Source organism: Longivirga aurantiaca (assembly GCF_042660085.1).
GTDB classification, from domain to species: domain Bacteria; phylum Actinomycetota; class Actinomycetes; order S36-B12; family CAIYMF01; genus Longivirga; species Longivirga aurantiaca.
This window is the reverse complement of record NZ_JBHSTI010000008.1, coordinates 489,329-504,095: the sequence shown is the minus strand read 5'-3', so window position 1 is coordinate 504,095 and position 14,767 is coordinate 489,329. Positions and strand designations below refer to the sequence as shown.

At 72.1% G+C, this 14,767-nt stretch carries 13 protein-coding genes; 7 read left to right on the top strand and 6 right to left on the bottom strand.

Translation table 11 applies throughout. The features are described from left to right. Positions 1–200 precede the first annotated feature (200 nt). From ACFQGU_RS06335 to ACFQGU_RS06325, 3 genes are all read left to right on the top strand, one after another. The gene (locus ACFQGU_RS06335) at positions 201–1,130 is read left to right on the top strand and encodes a phosphotransferase (protein WP_386764827.1); all 930 of its coding nucleotides are present in this window, start codon (positions 201–203) and stop codon (positions 1,128–1,130) included. A gap of 145 nt (positions 1,131–1,275) precedes the next feature. Continuing rightward, positions 1,276–2,931, top strand: coding sequence for an amino acid permease (locus ACFQGU_RS06330; RefSeq protein ID WP_386764825.1), 1,656 nt, complete (start codon positions 1,276–1,278; stop codon positions 2,929–2,931). Positions 2,932–3,009: 78 nt separating this feature from the next. Further along, on the top strand, positions 3,010–3,798 hold the full coding sequence (locus ACFQGU_RS06325; protein ID WP_386764823.1) for a GntR family transcriptional regulator: 789 nt from the start codon (positions 3,010–3,012) through the stop codon (positions 3,796–3,798). A 4-nt stretch (positions 3,799–3,802) separates the two neighbouring features. Here ACFQGU_RS06325 and ACFQGU_RS06320 read toward each other — a convergent pair whose 3' ends face one another. From ACFQGU_RS06320 to ACFQGU_RS06310, 3 genes are all read right to left on the bottom strand, one after another. Further along, the gene (locus ACFQGU_RS06320; protein ID WP_386764821.1) at positions 3,803–6,304 is read right to left on the bottom strand and encodes a GcvT family protein; all 2,502 of its coding nucleotides are present in this window, start codon (positions 6,302–6,304) and stop codon (positions 3,803–3,805) included. A 194-nt stretch (positions 6,305–6,498) separates the two neighbouring features. Then, positions 6,499–7,428 (bottom strand): alpha/beta fold hydrolase, encoded by a 930-nt coding sequence (locus ACFQGU_RS06315; RefSeq protein WP_386764819.1) that lies wholly within the window; start codon positions 7,426–7,428, stop codon positions 6,499–6,501. Positions 7,429–7,487: 59 nt separating this feature from the next. Continuing rightward, complete coding sequence (locus ACFQGU_RS06310; protein WP_386764817.1) at positions 7,488–8,357, bottom strand: hypothetical protein; 870 nt, start codon at positions 8,355–8,357, stop codon at positions 7,488–7,490. Between the two features lie 191 nt (positions 8,358–8,548). Here ACFQGU_RS06310 and ACFQGU_RS06305 point away from each other — a divergent pair, with 191 nt between their 5' ends. Both ACFQGU_RS06305 and ACFQGU_RS06300 read left to right on the top strand, forming a co-directional pair. After that, positions 8,549–9,184 (top strand): TetR/AcrR family transcriptional regulator, encoded by a 636-nt coding sequence (locus ACFQGU_RS06305; RefSeq protein ID WP_386764815.1) that lies wholly within the window; start codon positions 8,549–8,551, stop codon positions 9,182–9,184. A 114-nt stretch (positions 9,185–9,298) separates the two neighbouring features. Then, positions 9,299–9,523 (top strand): DUF3107 domain-containing protein, encoded by a 225-nt coding sequence (locus ACFQGU_RS06300; RefSeq protein ID WP_386764813.1) that lies wholly within the window; start codon positions 9,299–9,301, stop codon positions 9,521–9,523. Positions 9,524–9,534: 11 nt separating this feature from the next. On the opposite strand, the gene ACFQGU_RS06295 is transcribed toward ACFQGU_RS06300, so the two are convergent. Then, complete coding sequence (locus ACFQGU_RS06295) at positions 9,535–10,251, bottom strand: ferritin-like fold-containing protein (RefSeq protein ID WP_386768182.1); 717 nt, start codon at positions 10,249–10,251, stop codon at positions 9,535–9,537. A 313-nt stretch (positions 10,252–10,564) separates the two neighbouring features. Here ACFQGU_RS06295 and ACFQGU_RS06290 point away from each other — a divergent pair, with 313 nt between their 5' ends. Beyond that, the gene (locus ACFQGU_RS06290) at positions 10,565–12,352 is read left to right on the top strand and encodes a DEAD/DEAH box helicase (protein WP_386764811.1); all 1,788 of its coding nucleotides are present in this window, start codon (positions 10,565–10,567) and stop codon (positions 12,350–12,352) included. A 148-nt stretch (positions 12,353–12,500) separates the two neighbouring features. On the opposite strand, the gene ACFQGU_RS06285 is transcribed toward ACFQGU_RS06290, so the two are convergent. Beyond that, positions 12,501–13,268 carry a ParA family protein gene (locus tag ACFQGU_RS06285; protein ID WP_386764809.1) on the bottom strand — a complete coding sequence of 256 codons (768 nt, stop codon included), beginning with the start codon at positions 13,266–13,268 and terminating at the stop codon, positions 12,501–12,503. A 91-nt stretch (positions 13,269–13,359) separates the two neighbouring features. Here ACFQGU_RS06285 and ACFQGU_RS06280 point away from each other — a divergent pair, with 91 nt between their 5' ends. After that, positions 13,360–14,244 (top strand): alpha/beta fold hydrolase, encoded by an 885-nt coding sequence (locus tag ACFQGU_RS06280; RefSeq protein ID WP_386764807.1) that lies wholly within the window; start codon positions 13,360–13,362, stop codon positions 14,242–14,244. A gap of 30 nt (positions 14,245–14,274) precedes the next feature. On the opposite strand, the gene ACFQGU_RS06275 is transcribed toward ACFQGU_RS06280, so the two are convergent. Then, positions 14,275–14,661 carry a PPOX class F420-dependent oxidoreductase gene (locus ACFQGU_RS06275; RefSeq protein WP_386764805.1) on the bottom strand — a complete coding sequence of 129 codons (387 nt, stop codon included), beginning with the start codon at positions 14,659–14,661 and terminating at the stop codon, positions 14,275–14,277. Positions 14,662–14,767 lie beyond the last annotated feature (106 nt).

Below are 14,767 nucleotides of genomic sequence, written 5' to 3'. Positions count from 1 at the left end.
GTGTGCCTACCCTGCCGCGTCCGGGGCCTGCCGGGAACCCGAAACGCCGACCTGGATCGGTCTAGACCGAAAACCCCCCGGACGTCGCCGTGCCGGGTCTACGCTCCGGACCCGTCCACCCCGGAGTCTCAGCGTCGAGCGTCGTCGGTGGATACGCACACGACCGCTGCTCACGAGCGGTCGACCCCGAGGAGGAATCCGTGCCCGACGCCGGGCCCGACACGGTGACCGAGGCGATGCTCGCGCGCCTCGACGCCGTGCCCGCGCTCGCCTCCCGCACGGAGGTGTCCGACCTGTCCGGCGGCCTCACCAACCGCAACCTGAAGGTCACCACGCCCGAGGGTGTGTTCGTGGCCCGCCTCTCCTCCCCCGAGAGCGCCCTGCTGGCGATCGACCGGGACGCCGAGCACGCCAACAGCGTGGCCGCGGCCGCGTCGGGCGCGGCACCCGACGTGATCGCGTTCGCGCCAGAGGTCAGTGTGCTCGTCGTCCGCTTCGTCGACGGGTCGACCTGGTCACCGTCCGACGTCCTGGAGCCGCAGAACGCACCGCGTGCGGCCGAGGCGCTGCGCATGCTGCACGCCGGGCCGCGGTTCGCGAACGACTTCGACATGCTCCGCCTGCAGCCGCAGTACCTCGCCCTCTGCCAGGAGCGCGGCTTCCGCCTCCCCGACCGCTACCTCGACTTCGCCGACCACGCGTCGGCGATCGCCGACGCCCTCGCCGTGCGACCGGTGCCGACGGTGCCGTGCAACAACGACCTGCTCGCCGCCAACGTCATCGACACCGGTGACCGGGTGTGGCTCATCGACTACGAGTACTCCGGCAACAACGACCCGTTCTTCGAGGTGGGCAACCTCTGGAGCGAGGCGACCGGCACCCCGGACGACCTCGAGCGGCTGGTGACGGCGTACGTCGGAGAGCCCTCCCGCGCGCTGACGGCCCGGGCGCGCCTGTGGGGGCTCATGAGCAAGTACGGCTGGATGCTGTGGGCCTCGATCCAGGACGGCACGAGCGACCTGGACTTCGACTTCTGGGCGTGGGGGATGGAGAAGTACGACAGGGCGGTGGAGGAGTTCGACGGACCGGACTTCGGCCGCCTGCTGGAGGAGGTGCGTACCTCCGCCTGACGGAGCAACCACCGGACAGACCAGCAGACCCGCGACACCGTCTTGCGCGTGTCGCGGCACACCCGTAGCGCACGAAGGACACACTCCGAACAAGGTCACGGCGCCGCCGACGACCGACAACAGGGGTTCCCGAAGGAGGGGACGCGTGACTGATACATCGAAGCTCACCGACGACGAGAAGCTTCTCGCCGAACTGGGCTACAAGCAGGAGCTCAACCGCACCTGGTCAGGGTTCAGCAACTTCGCCATCTCGTTCTCGATCATCTCGATCCTGGCGGGCTGCTTCACGACGTTCGGCGTCGCGTGGAACAACGGTGGCCCCATCGCCATCTCCTGGGGCTGGCCGGTCATCTCGGCCTTCATCCTCATCATCGGCTTCTGCATGTCGGAGCTGGTGTCGGCCTACCCGACCTCGGGCGGCATCTACTGGTGGGCGGCCAAGCTCGGCGGACCCAAGGCCGGCTACTACACGGGCTGGCTCAACCTGATCGGCCTCATCGCGGTCATCGCGTCGGTCGCCTACGGCTGCGCCACCTTCATCGACCTCGCGCTGAGCACGGTGAGCGAGTCGTGGGCAGCGGGCTACTCGCTGCAGCGCGTGTTCATCATGTTCCTGGTCGTCCTTCTGCTCGTCGGCGTCGTCAACGCGCTGTCGAGCCAGCTGCTCGCGCTCATCAACAACGTGTCCGTCTGGTGGCACGTCGTCGGTGCCGCGGTCGTCGTCCTGATCCTCATCTTCCTGCCGGACTCGCACCTGTCCGTCAACGAGGTCTTCACGACCCGCGTCAACAACTCCGGCGGCCTCAACGGCGGCGAGACGGACGGCCTGCTCTTCTGGTTCTACGTCCTCCCGCTCGGCTTCCTGCTGACCCAGTACACGATCACCGGGTTCGACGCCTCGGCCCACCTCTCGGAGGAGACCCAGGGCGCCGCAGACGGCGCCGCCAAGGGCATCTGGCGCTCGATCTTCTACTCCGCGATCGGCGGCTACGTGCTGCTCCTCGCCTTCGTGTTCGCCGTCCAGGACATCGACGCGGTCACGGCTGGCGGTGGCGGTGTGGCGGTCATCTTCAACCAGGCCCTCAGCAGCCAGTGGGCCGGCACCGTGCTCTTCATCGCGGCGATCGGGCAGTTCTTCTGCTCCGTCGCCTGCATGACCAGCACGTCCCGCATGCTCTTCGCGTTCAGCCGCGACGGCGCGGTCCCCGGAGCCTCGCGGTGGGCGACGCTGTCGAAGAACAAGGTGCCCGTCAACGCGGTCATCATCTCCTCGATCGTCGCCGTCCTCATCACGCTGCCGGCTCTCATCGAGGTCAACATCGGCACCCCGGACGCCCCGATCATCGTGCCGACGGCGTTCTACGCCGTCGTATCGGTCGCGGTCATCGGCCTGTACGTCGCCTTCGCCATCCCGATCTTCCTGAGGTGGCGGATGGGCGACAAGTTCAAGCAGGGCGCGTGGAACCTCGGGAACAAGTGGAAGTGGATGGCACCGATCGCGGTGCTCGAGATCGTCATCATCTCGATCTACTTCATCCTCCCGGTCACCCCGGCAGGCACTCCGGGCAACGAGGCCTTCGAGTGGAAGTTCGTCAACTACGCGCCGATCCTGCTGTTCGGATCGCTCCTGGCGCTGTGGATCGGCTGGCACCTCTCGGCCAAGAAGTGGTTCACCGGCCCGAAGAACACGATCGACCTGCCCGAGGGTGTGACCTCGGCTGACGAGATCGCGCTCGAGCACCACCACGACGGCTACCTGACGGGTGAGCACCAGAAGCACCACCCCGAGGACAAGGCCTAGTCACTGCACCAGAAGGAGAGGGCGGCAGCCGCAGCGGCTGCCGCCCTCTCTCGGCACACACGTCCGTCCGGGGGGACCATGACCACCGACCTGCCGCTGGCGCCGCTGGTGATCGACCGCGGCTCCTCCGAGCCGATGCACGTGCAGATCGCCGCGTGGCTGCGCGCGGCGATCTCGCGCGGCGACCTCCTTCCCGGACGCCGGCTCCCGGGTGAGCGCGATCTCGCCGGCATCCTCGGCGTGAGCCGGATGACCCTGCGCCAGGCCCTTGCCGAGCTCGAGACCTCCGGCGAGCTCGTCCGTGTCGCCGGACGCGCGGGCGGCGCATTCATCGCCGAGCCCCGCGTCGAGGTCGACCTCACCCGCCTGTCCGGTCTCACCGACCAGGTACGACGTGCGGGGCGAAGGGCGGGCGCCCGGGTCCTCACCGCTCGTCGGCTGGTCCCCGCGGCCGGGGTCGCGGCGTCGCTCGGCCTGGCCGCACGCGCGCAGGCGTACGAGGTCGTGCGCGTGCGCTCCGCGAACGGCGTACCGCTTGCGCTGGAGTGCTCGTGGTTCCCCGCCCGGCTGTTCCCCGGCCTCACCGACCACTCGCTCTCCGGGTCGATGTACGGCGTGCTGCGCAGCCGCTACGGCCGCCCGCCGGTGTCGGCCGACGAGCACCTCTCCCCCACGCTCGCCGACCTCGACAGCGCCGCGGCGCTCGGTGTCGAGGTGGGCACACCGCTCATGCTGGTCGAGCGCACCGCCCGCGACGCCGACGGCGTCGCGGTCGAGCACGCGCGCGATCTGTTCCGCCCCGACCGCGTCTCGTTCCTCGTCCGCCGTACGCCCGACGCCCCCACCACCCTGCGCGCCCTCACCTGACCGGTCAGGCGCGGACTCGCTCGCTGCGGGGGTCGTAGAGCGGGTCGGTGCGGACGGTTGCGCCGACCCACTCCCCGAAGATGCCGACCTGCAGGCGCGTGCCGTCGGCCGTGAGGTCGGTGCCGCCGTCGCGCCCCACGGGCAGGTAGACGAACGCGATCGAGGCCCCGAGGGAGTAGCCCAGGCCGCCGCTCGTGATGCGCCCGAGCACGTCGCCGTCCGGCAGGCGCACGGGCTCGTTGCCGAGCGCCACCGCCTTGGTGCCGTCGAGCACGAGGCAGGCGAGGCGCTGCGTCACGCCGGCCTCCTTCTGCGCGACGAGCGCGTCGCGCCCGAGGAACCCGCCCTCCTTGCCGAGCCGCACGCAGAAGCCGAGACCGGCCTCGTACGGCGAGTGCGCGGGATCGATGTCGGCGCCCCAGACCCGGTAGCCCTTCTCGAGCCGCAGCGAGTCGATCGCGCGGTAGCCGCCCGCCACGATCCCGTGCGACCCCCCGGCCTCCCACACGGTGCGCCAGAGGTTCGCGCCGTACTCCGCGGGGCAGTACAGCTCCCACCCCAGCTCGCCCACGAACGTCACCCGAACCATCCGCACGGGCACGTCGCCGACGGTCGTCTCGCGCATGGCGAGGAACGGGAAGTCGTCGTTCTCCAGGCTCTGCGGCGTGAGGGCAGCGAGCACCTCGCGCGTCTTCGGCCCCCAGATCCCGAAGCAGGCCCAGGCCCCGGTGACGTCGGTGATCCGGACATCGGCCTCCAGATGCCGTGCCTGCGTCCGGATCCAGGCGGCGTCGTGGTTCGCGAACGCCGTACCGGTGACGATCAGGAACACCTGCGCGTCGAGCTGCGTCACGGTGAAGTCGCACTCGATGCCGCCGCTGGCGTTGAGAGCCTGCGTGTAGGTGACCGTGCCCGGGCCGCGTGCGACGTCGTTGTCGCAGACCCACTGCAGCAGGCGCGCGGCGTCGGGGCCGCTGACCTCGATCTTGGCGAACGACGTCTCGTCGAACATCACGACGCCCTCGCGCGTCGCGCGGTGCTCGGCCACGACCGCGGGCGACCAGTGCCGCCCGGCCCAGCCGTCGGGACGCCACTGCTCGTCGGCGTCGACGGCGTTCGGGTCGTAGTGGTTCACGCGCTCCCAGCCGGACTTCTCGCCGAACGACGCCCCGTGGGCGGCGTGCCAGGAGTACGCCGGCGACGTGCGCAACGGCCGGCCCGCGGTCCGCTCGTGAGCGGGGTAGCGGATGTCGTAGTAGCTCTCGTAGTTCTCGACCGTGCGGGCGAGGGTGTACGACGGCGAGCGGTACGACTGGCCGAACCGGCGTACATCCATGTGCCAGAGGTCCATCGGCGGCGCGCCCTCGAGCACCCACTCGGCCATGACCTTGCCGATGCCGCCCGCCCCGGCGATGCCGTGCGCGCAGAAGCCGGCCGCGACGAAGAAGCCGCCGACGTCGGTCGGCCCCAGGCAGAACTCGTTGTCGGGCGTGAACGCCTCCGGCCCGTTGATGAACGAGCGGATGCCGACGTCGGCGATGGAGGGCACGCGCACCACGGCGTTCTCGCTGATCTCGACGAAGCGGTCGTGGTCGGGGCTCAGCAGCCGGCCGTTGAAGTCGGCCGGGATGCGGTCGTACGAGGAGGCCGACGCGGTCCACGGGAGCGACTGGCGCTCGTACCCGCCCATGACCAGGCCGTCGACCTCCTGGCGGTAGTAGACGAGCAGATCCGGGTCGCGCAGCGACGGCAGCGGCGTCTCGCGGTGCTCGAACATCGCCTCGGTCACGACGTACTGGTGGCTCATCGGCACGATCGGCACGCGTACGCCGACCATGCGTGCGATCTCGGCGGCGAACATGCCGCCGCAGTCGACGACGAGCTCGCACTCGACGTCGCCCTTGTCCGTGCGCACGCGCGTCACGCGCCTGCGCAGACCCGCCCCCTCGGTGTCGATGCCGAGAACCCTTGTGTGCGTGTGGAACTGCACGCCCATCGCACGGGCACCGGCCGCGAGCGAGTAGGTGAGCTGGGAAGGGTCGACCTGGCCGTCGGTCGGCAGGTACGCCGCGCCCACGACCCCGTCGGTGACCATGAGCGGGAACAGCTCCTGCGCCTCGGACGCCGAGATCTGCTGGAGCTCGAGGCCCGACGTCGCCGCCCATCCGGCCTGCCGCGAGATCTCCTCCCACCGCTCCTTCGACGACGCGAGCCGGATCGAGCCGCACTCGACCCAGCCTGGCGGGTTGTCACCGGCCTGCAGCGAGCGGTAGAGCTCGACGCTGTAGCGGTTCATCGCCGTCAGCGTCGGGTCCGACCTCAGCTGGCCCACGAGCCCGGCCGAGTGGAACGTCGACCCGCTCGTGAGCTCGTGGCGGTCGAGCACGACGACGTCGCGCTCGCCGGCCAGGGCGAGGTGGTAGGCCACCGAGCTGCCGCCGACGCCTCCCCCGATGACGACGATGCGGGCACGGGCGGGCAGGGCGCGGGACACCGGCTCAGTCACGGGCCAAACGGTACCGGCCCCTCCCGCCGATGACCCGGAAATGGTCTAGACCGAACTCCCCACCTCCCGGCCTGCGCCACGCGCCCGGGACACCCGCCCGGACACACCCTCCCCGGGGACGACGTCTGCGATGAAGGCCGACTTTGTCGCGCTCTTAGCAACGAAGGCCCCCTTCATCGCGAACCTCCACCGGGCTAGAGCAGGTGGCGGAAGGCCTCCATGACGAGGACGGGCTGCTCGATCTGGGAGACGTGGCCGGCGTGCGGCAGCACCACCACGCGGACGTCGGGGAACGCCTTGGTGTGCGCGTGGATCGGGTCGACCAGCTTGTCGCGCCGGCCGTACACCAGCAGCGTCGGGCAGGTGATCGTCTCGGCCAGCTTCCACGGCTTCTCGGGGCTGCGGTCGAGGTACGTCGCGAGGAGGCCCCTCAGCGACTGCAGGAACGCGTCGGCGACGTAGGGCAGCTGGTCGCGCCGCTTGACCTCCGCGACCGCCTCCAGCATCCGTGTCTCGGGCACCGAGCTGGGGTCGGCGAAGCAGACGTCGACGGTCGCGCGGGCGCGGCGGTGCGGTTCGAGCTGGAGGTAGCGGTTCATCAGCCGGGTGCCGATGCCCGGCACCGCGATGACGGGCAGGTGCGCGTTGGAGCGGCGCACGCCGGTCTTCGGGAGCGCCGGGCTGATGAGGGTCAGCGTGCGCACGAGGTCGGGGCGGCGGGCCGCGAGCTGCACCGCGACGGCCCCGCCCATCGAGTTGCCGAAGAGGTGGACGGGGCGACCCTCGAAGCGCACCTCGATGAGCTCGGCGAGCGACTCGGCGCTGCGCTTCGGCGTCCAGTCGCCGTCGCGCGGCGGCGGCGACCATCCGAAGCCGGGCAGCTCCACCGCGACACCATCGAGCCGATCGCGCAGGAGAGCCATGAGGTCGGTCCAGTTGGTGGCGCTGCCACCGAGGCCGTGCACGAACAGCGCCGGCTCCGCGGTCGACGGGTCGAGCGGCGGCGCCTCTCGCACGGAGAAGGTCCCGTTGCTGAGCACCACGTCCCGCCGCGGCCACGGCGGCAGCATCGCGGCGAGGAGGTCGTCGGCGGTGCGCGGCAGTTCCTGCGACATCCCGGTCATGGTCCGAGCGTAGGCAACCGCGGACGGCGACTCACGGCGGACCGGGCCGCGCACGCCCTTCAGGGGGCCAGGGTGAGCAGGCGCAGGCGGCGGTTCACGGCGTCGAGCGTCGCGCGGATCACCGCGCGATGGACGTCGTCACGCACCTCCGAGGCGCCGGTGAGGCGGTCGGTGCCGAGGTGGCGGCGGCACTCGACCTGCACGACGGCGACGTCGACGTCGCCCACGTGCGGGGTCGACACCGCGATCACGCCGAACTCGTCGCCGCAGATACGCAGGCTCGCGAGGGCCCGCAGCGTGGCGAGCGCGACCGCCTCGAGCACCGCGGAGTCGGCGCTGGCGGCGTCGGCGGTGCCGCGCACCTCGCCAGCGGGCCCTCGGAGGGTCACGGCGGCATGGGCGCGCTGGCGGTCGACGACGATCGACAGCCGCGTGACGGAGAGCCGCACCTCGGCGCCCTCGTCCGTGGCCCGGTCTGCGGCGCGCGGCTCGGGCACGGGGGTCGCACCGGCCGGGTGGCGCACGGCAGCGGAGAGCACGTCCGCCTCGAACGACCGGCCGGACCGGCGGTCGAGCTGGGCGAGCAGGCCGTCGATCTCGACCCCGAGGTCGAGCACGTCGGCCGAGGCGCCCCCCACCGCGCCGCCGGCTGGCTCTCCGGGCGGCTGGGCGACCGCTGCATCGGTCACGTCCATCACGAGCTCGACGCCGTCGTGGTCGAGCCCGACGCCGTACTGGAGCTGCAGCATGCGGTGGACGGCGTGGGCGACCGCTGCCTGGTCGCCGTCGTCGCCGAGGACGAGGTGCACCTCCGTGCCCTGGTCGTCCGCGAGCCCGACCGAGACCGAGGCCTCGAGCACCCCGGGCAGGACACGGAGCGCCTCTTCGACCGCACGGGCCGGGGCGACGTCGCGGGCCTCCTTGTGCACGTCCTTCACCGTAGGGACGCAGCGGCATTGTTGCGCGGTGGGTGCGCCACCCTGAGCCAGTTCTGACCCCGTGTCACAGCGCGCACGCCTGCCGCGACCGGGCCCCGGTCGCCGGACCGGCAGCGGCTCTGCGGCGCAGCACGTGCGAGGGAAACCCCCCGGGGGGATTACCGATCGGTAGGATCCCCCGCATGTCAGTCGTGTCGGACGGTCGAGCCTCGTCCCGTGGTCAGCGCCTGCCGCGTCGCGAGCGCCGGGCGCAGCTCCTCGAGGCCGCGCGCGAGGTGTTCGTCGCCCAGGGCTACCACGCGGCCGCGATGGACGACATCGCCGAGGCCGCAGGGGTCAGCAAGCCGGTGCTCTACCAGCACTTCCCCGGCAAGCTCGAGCTCTACCTCGCCCTGCTCGACCAGTCGTCCGACGCGCTCCTCGCCGCGCTGGACGCCGCGCTGGCCTCCACGACCGACAACAAGCTCCGCGTGTCGGCGACGGTCGCGGCGTACTTCGACTTCGTCGACGACCCGGGCGGCGCGTTCCGCCTCATCTTCGAGTCCGACCTCACCAACGAGGCGGCCGTGCGGGCCCGGGTCGACCGTGTCAACGACTCGTGCGCGGAGGCCCTCTCGCGCGTGATCGCCGAGGACACCGGCCTCACCGCGGCCGAGGCCATGCTGCTCGCCGCCGGACTCACCGGGATGGCGCAGACCGCGGCGCGGCACTGGCTCCGCGAGACCGGCCGCATCCCGAAGTCCGAGGCAGCACGCCTGGTCGGCAGCCTCGGCTGGCGCGGCATCTCGAACTTCCCCCTGTCGCACCCCCCGGCCTGACGCCGGTCTTCTACGCCCACGGCGTACGCGGGCACCCTGGGGAAGCAGCGACCGCCCCCGCCCGGTTAGGGTCGCGGCAAGCACTCATGCTCGAACTAGCCAGGAGGCTCCGCGGTGGAGGTCAAGATCGGCGTGCAGCAGGCCGCCCGCGAGGTCGTGCTCGAGAGCGCGCAGACGCAGGAGGAGGTCGTGGCCCTCGTGTCCGCCGCGATCGACAAGGGCACCCCGCTGACCCTCTCGGACGAGAAGGGCAAGACCGTGGTCGTGCCCGGCGACAAGATCGCCTACGCCGAGATCGGCGCCACCGAGCGCGGCCGCATCGGCTTCGGCAACAACTGACCCCTGGCGGGTCAGGCCTGCAGCCCCAGCGTGGCCATCCGCTGGGTGTGGGCCTCGGTGAGGCGGTTGAACATCTCGCCCAGTCCGGAGAGGCCGAAACCCGCGCGATCGACGTCGCCGACGAGCAGCGACGAGAGGCCGTCGCGCTCCGCGGCCACGCGCTGGGCCTGCTGCATGGCCTCGCCGACCAGTCGGCGTCCCCAGAGCGCGAGGCGGCCGGACAGCCGCGGGTCGGCCACGATCGCCGCCCGCACCGTGGCCACCGCGAAGTTCGCGTGGCCCGTGTCGCTGCACACCTCGAGCACGAGCGAGCGCGAGTCGTCGTCGAGCAGCGAGGCGACCTCGCGGTAGAAGTCGGTGGCGATCCCGTCCCCGACGTACGCCTTGACGAGGCTCTCGAGCCAGTCGCTGGGTGCGGTCTGCGCGTGGAACTCCGCGAGCGGCTCCTGGAACGGCGCCATCGCCTCCCACGGGTCGACCCCGAGGTCCGAGAGCCGCTCGACGAGCCGGGTGAAGTGCCGGATCTCGGCGGTCGCCATGAACGCCAGCGCGGCCTCGTCCGAGATGGACGGCGCGAGCGCGGCGTCGGCCGCCAGGCGCTCGAACGCCACGAGCTCGGTGTACGCGAGCACCCCGAGGAGATCGACCACTCCGGCCCGGTACTGCGGGTCGTCCACGAGCGCCGACGCGGGCGTCGCGGGGTGCTCGTCGTCGCCGACCAGGTGCAGGTTCTCGTCGCTCACGGGCGGAGCGTACGCGGCTCCGGGCCGCCTCGCGGGCCCAGCCGCCACGCGGAGGTCGGGTTGCGGTGCTCCGAGCGGTAGACTGAGGCGTCCTTTCCGGTCACGGCCGTTGCCATCACTCCATCCGTGACCAGCCCGCCGACGGCCTCCTCGTCCTCGAGGAGCGTGCGGCAGGGTCCCGTGAGGCGTCGCGCGCACGCTGCCGACCCGCGGGACCGTGCACTCGCCGGGCGCGCGTCGCGACCGTGCGACCTGTGCCCCGCCGCGGCCCGATCACGGAGACCGCCACCGCATGACCATGAGCAGCATCGAGCCGGACGCCCCTGCGGACGTCGAGGCCCACGCCCCTGCCGAGCCCAAGACCTTCGCCGAGCTCGGCGTCCACCCCGCGACCGTCGAGGCCCTCGCGGCCGACGGCATCATCACCGCCTTCCCCATCCAGGAGCTCACGCTCCCGATGGCCCTCGCCGGCACCGACATCATCGGCCAGGCGAAGACCGGAACCGGCAAGACCCTCGGCTTCGGCATCCCGGCGCTGCAGCGCCTCATCGCCCCGGCCGACGAGGGCTTCGACGAGCAGGACGACAAGGTCAAGGGCCGCCCCCAGGCCCTCGTCATCGTCCCCACCCGCGAGCTCGGCATCCAGGTCGCCAGCGACCTGCAGAAGGCGGGCCGCATGCGCGGCGTCCGCGTGCTCTGCGTCTACGGCGGTCGCTCGTACGAGCCGCAGGTCGAGGCGCTCGAGAAGGGCATCGAGGTCGTCGTCGGCACCCCCGGCCGTCTCATCGACCTCATGAAGCAGGGCCACCTCAAGCTCGGCCAGGTGAAGACGCTCGTCCTCGACGAGGCCGACGAGATGCTCGACATGGGCTTCCTGCCCGACGTCGAGCGCCTCGTCGCCCAGGTCTCGCCGGTGCGCCAGACGATGCTGTTCTCGGCCACGATGCCGGGCTCGATCATCGCCCTGGCCCGCCGCTACATGAGCCAGCCCACGCACATCCGCGCGATCAACCCGGACGACGAGAACTCCACCGTCGACGCGATCGAGCAGCACGTGTGGCGCGCCCACAACCTCGACAAGCCCGAGCTGCTCGGCCGCATCCTGCAGGCCGACGGACGCGGCCTCACGATGATCTTCTGCCGCACCAAGCGCAACGCGCAGCGCGTGGCCGACGACCTCGTCGAGCGCGGCTTCGCCGCTGCCGCCGTGCACGGTGACCTCGGCCAGGGCGCCCGCGAGCAGGCGCTGCGCGCGTTCCGCAACGGCAAGGTCGACGTCCTCGTCGCCACCGATGTCGCGGCCCGAGGTATCGACGTCGCCGACGTCACCCACGTGATCAACTGGGAGTGCCCGGAGGACGAGAAGATGTACCTCCACCGCATCGGCCGCACCGGTCGGGCGGGCAACTCCGGCGTCGCGATCACGATGGTCGACTGGGACGACCTGCACCGCTGGAAGATGATCGCCCAGGCGCTCGGCCTCCCGTTCGAGGAGCCCATCGAGACCTACTCGTCGAGCCCGCACCTCTACACCGGCCTCGGCATCCCCGAGGGCACCAAGGGCCGCCTGCCGAAGTCGGCGCGCACCCGCGAGGGCCTCGACGCCGAGGTGATCGAGGACCTCGGCGAGACCGGCGCGTCCGCCGGCCGCCGCAACAAGTCGGGCCCCAAGGGACGCGACGACAAGCACGGCAAGAGCGGGCGCGACGGCAGCCGAGACGGCAAGGGCCGCTCGGACCGCAACGACCGGCCCAGGGCCGACCGCGACCCGAGCCCCGAGGGCGAAGGCGCTGCCGAGGGCGAGGGCGCTGCCGCCGAGCCGCGCGCGCGTCGCGAGCCGCGCCAGCGGAGCCGCACCCGCGGCGGGGGCTCGTCCACCGAGGGCACGGCCGGCACGCCCTCGGCCGAGAAGGCCGTCACGCCGGCGAGCAGCGAAGGGGCTCCGGCCTCCGAGGCGAGCGACTCCGACGGCGGTGCCGAGGGCGGCGCCCCGCGCCGTCGCCGTCGCCGGGGCGGCCGCGGTCGCGGCAAGTCCGAGGGCGGCTCGCCCGAGGGCGCATCCACCGAGGCTGCCGCAGCCGAGTAGTCACCACCCGTACGACGAAGGCCCCACCCTCACGGGTGGGGCCTTCGTACTTCTCTGAGCGCACCCACGGTCTTGATGAAGGGACGGTTTGTACGGCTCTATTGGATGATGGTCGCCTTCATCCCATAGAGCCGAACAATCCTTCCCATCACGAGCGGGTGAGCTCGGCGTGCATGCGGGCGGCGTGCACGCGGTAGGCGTCGGAGCCGCGCAGGTGCGGCGAGGTCGCGAGCACCGACCGACCGATCGCGGGCGCCTCGGCGAAGCGCACCGAGCGCGGCACGGGGGGTTCGAGCACGGGTACGTCGTACCGCTCGACGACGTCGGCGAGCACGGCGCGGGCGTGGCCCGTGCGGCCGTCGTACATCGTCGGGAGGATGCCGCTGATGCGCAGCCGCGGGTTCGTGGTGCGCATGACGTCGCGGACGGTCTCGACGAGCTGGCCCACGCCCCGGTGCGCGAGGGTCTCGCACTGCAGCGGCACGATCACGTCATCGGCTGCGGTGAGCGCGTTGACGGTGAGGATGCCGAGGGTCGGCGGGCAGTCGAGCAGGATCCAGTCGTAGTGGCCGCGCAGCTCGGCGAGCGCGTCGTCGAGCGTGTGCTCGCGCCGTCCGCTGGTGAGCAGCGTGGCCTCGGTGCGGGCGAGCTCGATCGAGGCGGGCAGCAGGTCGACGCCGTCCTCGGTGGCGGTGACCACCTCGCGGGCCCGCACCGAGCCGGCGAGCACGTCGTGGATCGAGAGCGTGAGGTCCTCGGGGTCGATGCCGAGGGAGAACGTCAGGCAGGCCTGCGGGTCGAGGTCCACCAGCAGCACCTCGTCGCCGAGGTCGGAGAGCGCGACGCCGAGCGAGGCCACGGTCGTCGTCTTCCCGACGCCGCCCTTCTGGCTCGCCACCGCGACGGTGCGTGTCATGACCCCTCCCTCCGTCGTACGGCGCGCGCTCGGCGGCGCATGAGCCGACCGGCACTCCGCAGCCCCGCTGTCGGACCGTAGTCTGCCGCTTGTGAGCACCCCGCCGTTCCTCGACCTGCCGCCCAACGCCCGCCGTGTGACGCTCACGACGTCCCGCGGCCCCCTGGCCGGCTGGCGGATCGAGCCGGAGGAGGGAACCAAGCACCGCGGGACCGTCGTCCTGGTCCCCGGGTTCACCGGCTCGAAGGAGGACTTCGTCGCGGTCCTGGAGCCCCTCGCCCACCATGGGTGGGCCGTCGTCACGTTCGACCAGCGCGGGCAGCACGAGTCGGCCGGGCCCGACGACGAGGCGGCCTACTCCCTGGCCTCGCTCGCCCGAGACCTGCTCGAGGTGGTCGACGGGATCGGCGAGCCCGTGCACCTGGTGGGGCACTCCTTCGGCGGGCTCGTCTCCCGCGAGGCCGTGCTCACCTCCGGCGGTGCCCCCTTCCGGTCGCTCACGCTGCTCTGCTCCGGGCCGTCGCAGCTCCCGCCGCAGCACCACGAGGGCCTCGGCGCGCTGCACGCCGCGCTGCCGCACGTCCCGCTGTCGGTGATCTTCGACGTACGCGAGTCGCAGGACCGCGAGGCCGGTGTCCCGGCACCGCCGCCGGAGGTCGCGGCATTCCTGCGCGAGCGCTTCCTCGCGACGAATCCGTACCAGCTGCGCGCGGCCGCCGGCATCCTGCTCGGAACGCCCGACCGCACCGACGAGCTCGCGGCGCTCGCCCGCGACGGTCACCTGCAGGTGGCCGTGGTGTACGGGCCGGACGACGACGCCTGGAGCACCGACGAGCAGGAGCGCGTCGCCTCGGCCGTCGGCGCGCGCGTCGTCGTCGTGCCCGACACCGGCCACTCCCCCGCGGCCGAGGCACCGCGCGCCACGGCCGATGCGCTCGACGCGCTCCTCACCGAGCTGTCCGACATCGCTCGCTGACGCGTCTCATCGCGCTCGCGGGCGGCGATGTCAGGCGTCCCGGCGCTGCACCCCGAGGAAGCGGCTCGGCCCTTCCTGATCGAGGCCCCACGTCCAGATGACCTCGGGCGTGATGCGGATCTGCTGGCGACCGTCGCGGTCCTCGATCACCGCGGCACCACGCACCTTCACGCCACGCGGCGCCCACGGATCGACCGTGGCGAGGTCATCCACGACCAGGACCGCGCGCGGGTTGGCGAGCAGGAACCGGTAGCGCACCGTCCGCGAGATGTCGAAGCCCCCCGTGACGATCGTGTCGCCGTCGAGCCCGAACGTGACGGCGGCGACGTCGGGCGCACCCGTGGCCGACGCCGTCGCGATCCGGGCCATCCGCTGCGAGCGCAGGTAGTCGGTCTCCTGCTCTGTGAACACACCCATGCCGTGGCCTCCTGCGCCGGGATGACCCTCACCCCGACGCGCCCATCTTCCGGGCAGGCCTCCGTCACGGCACCTCGGGGCGGCTCTCGCCACGCACGGCTCCGTC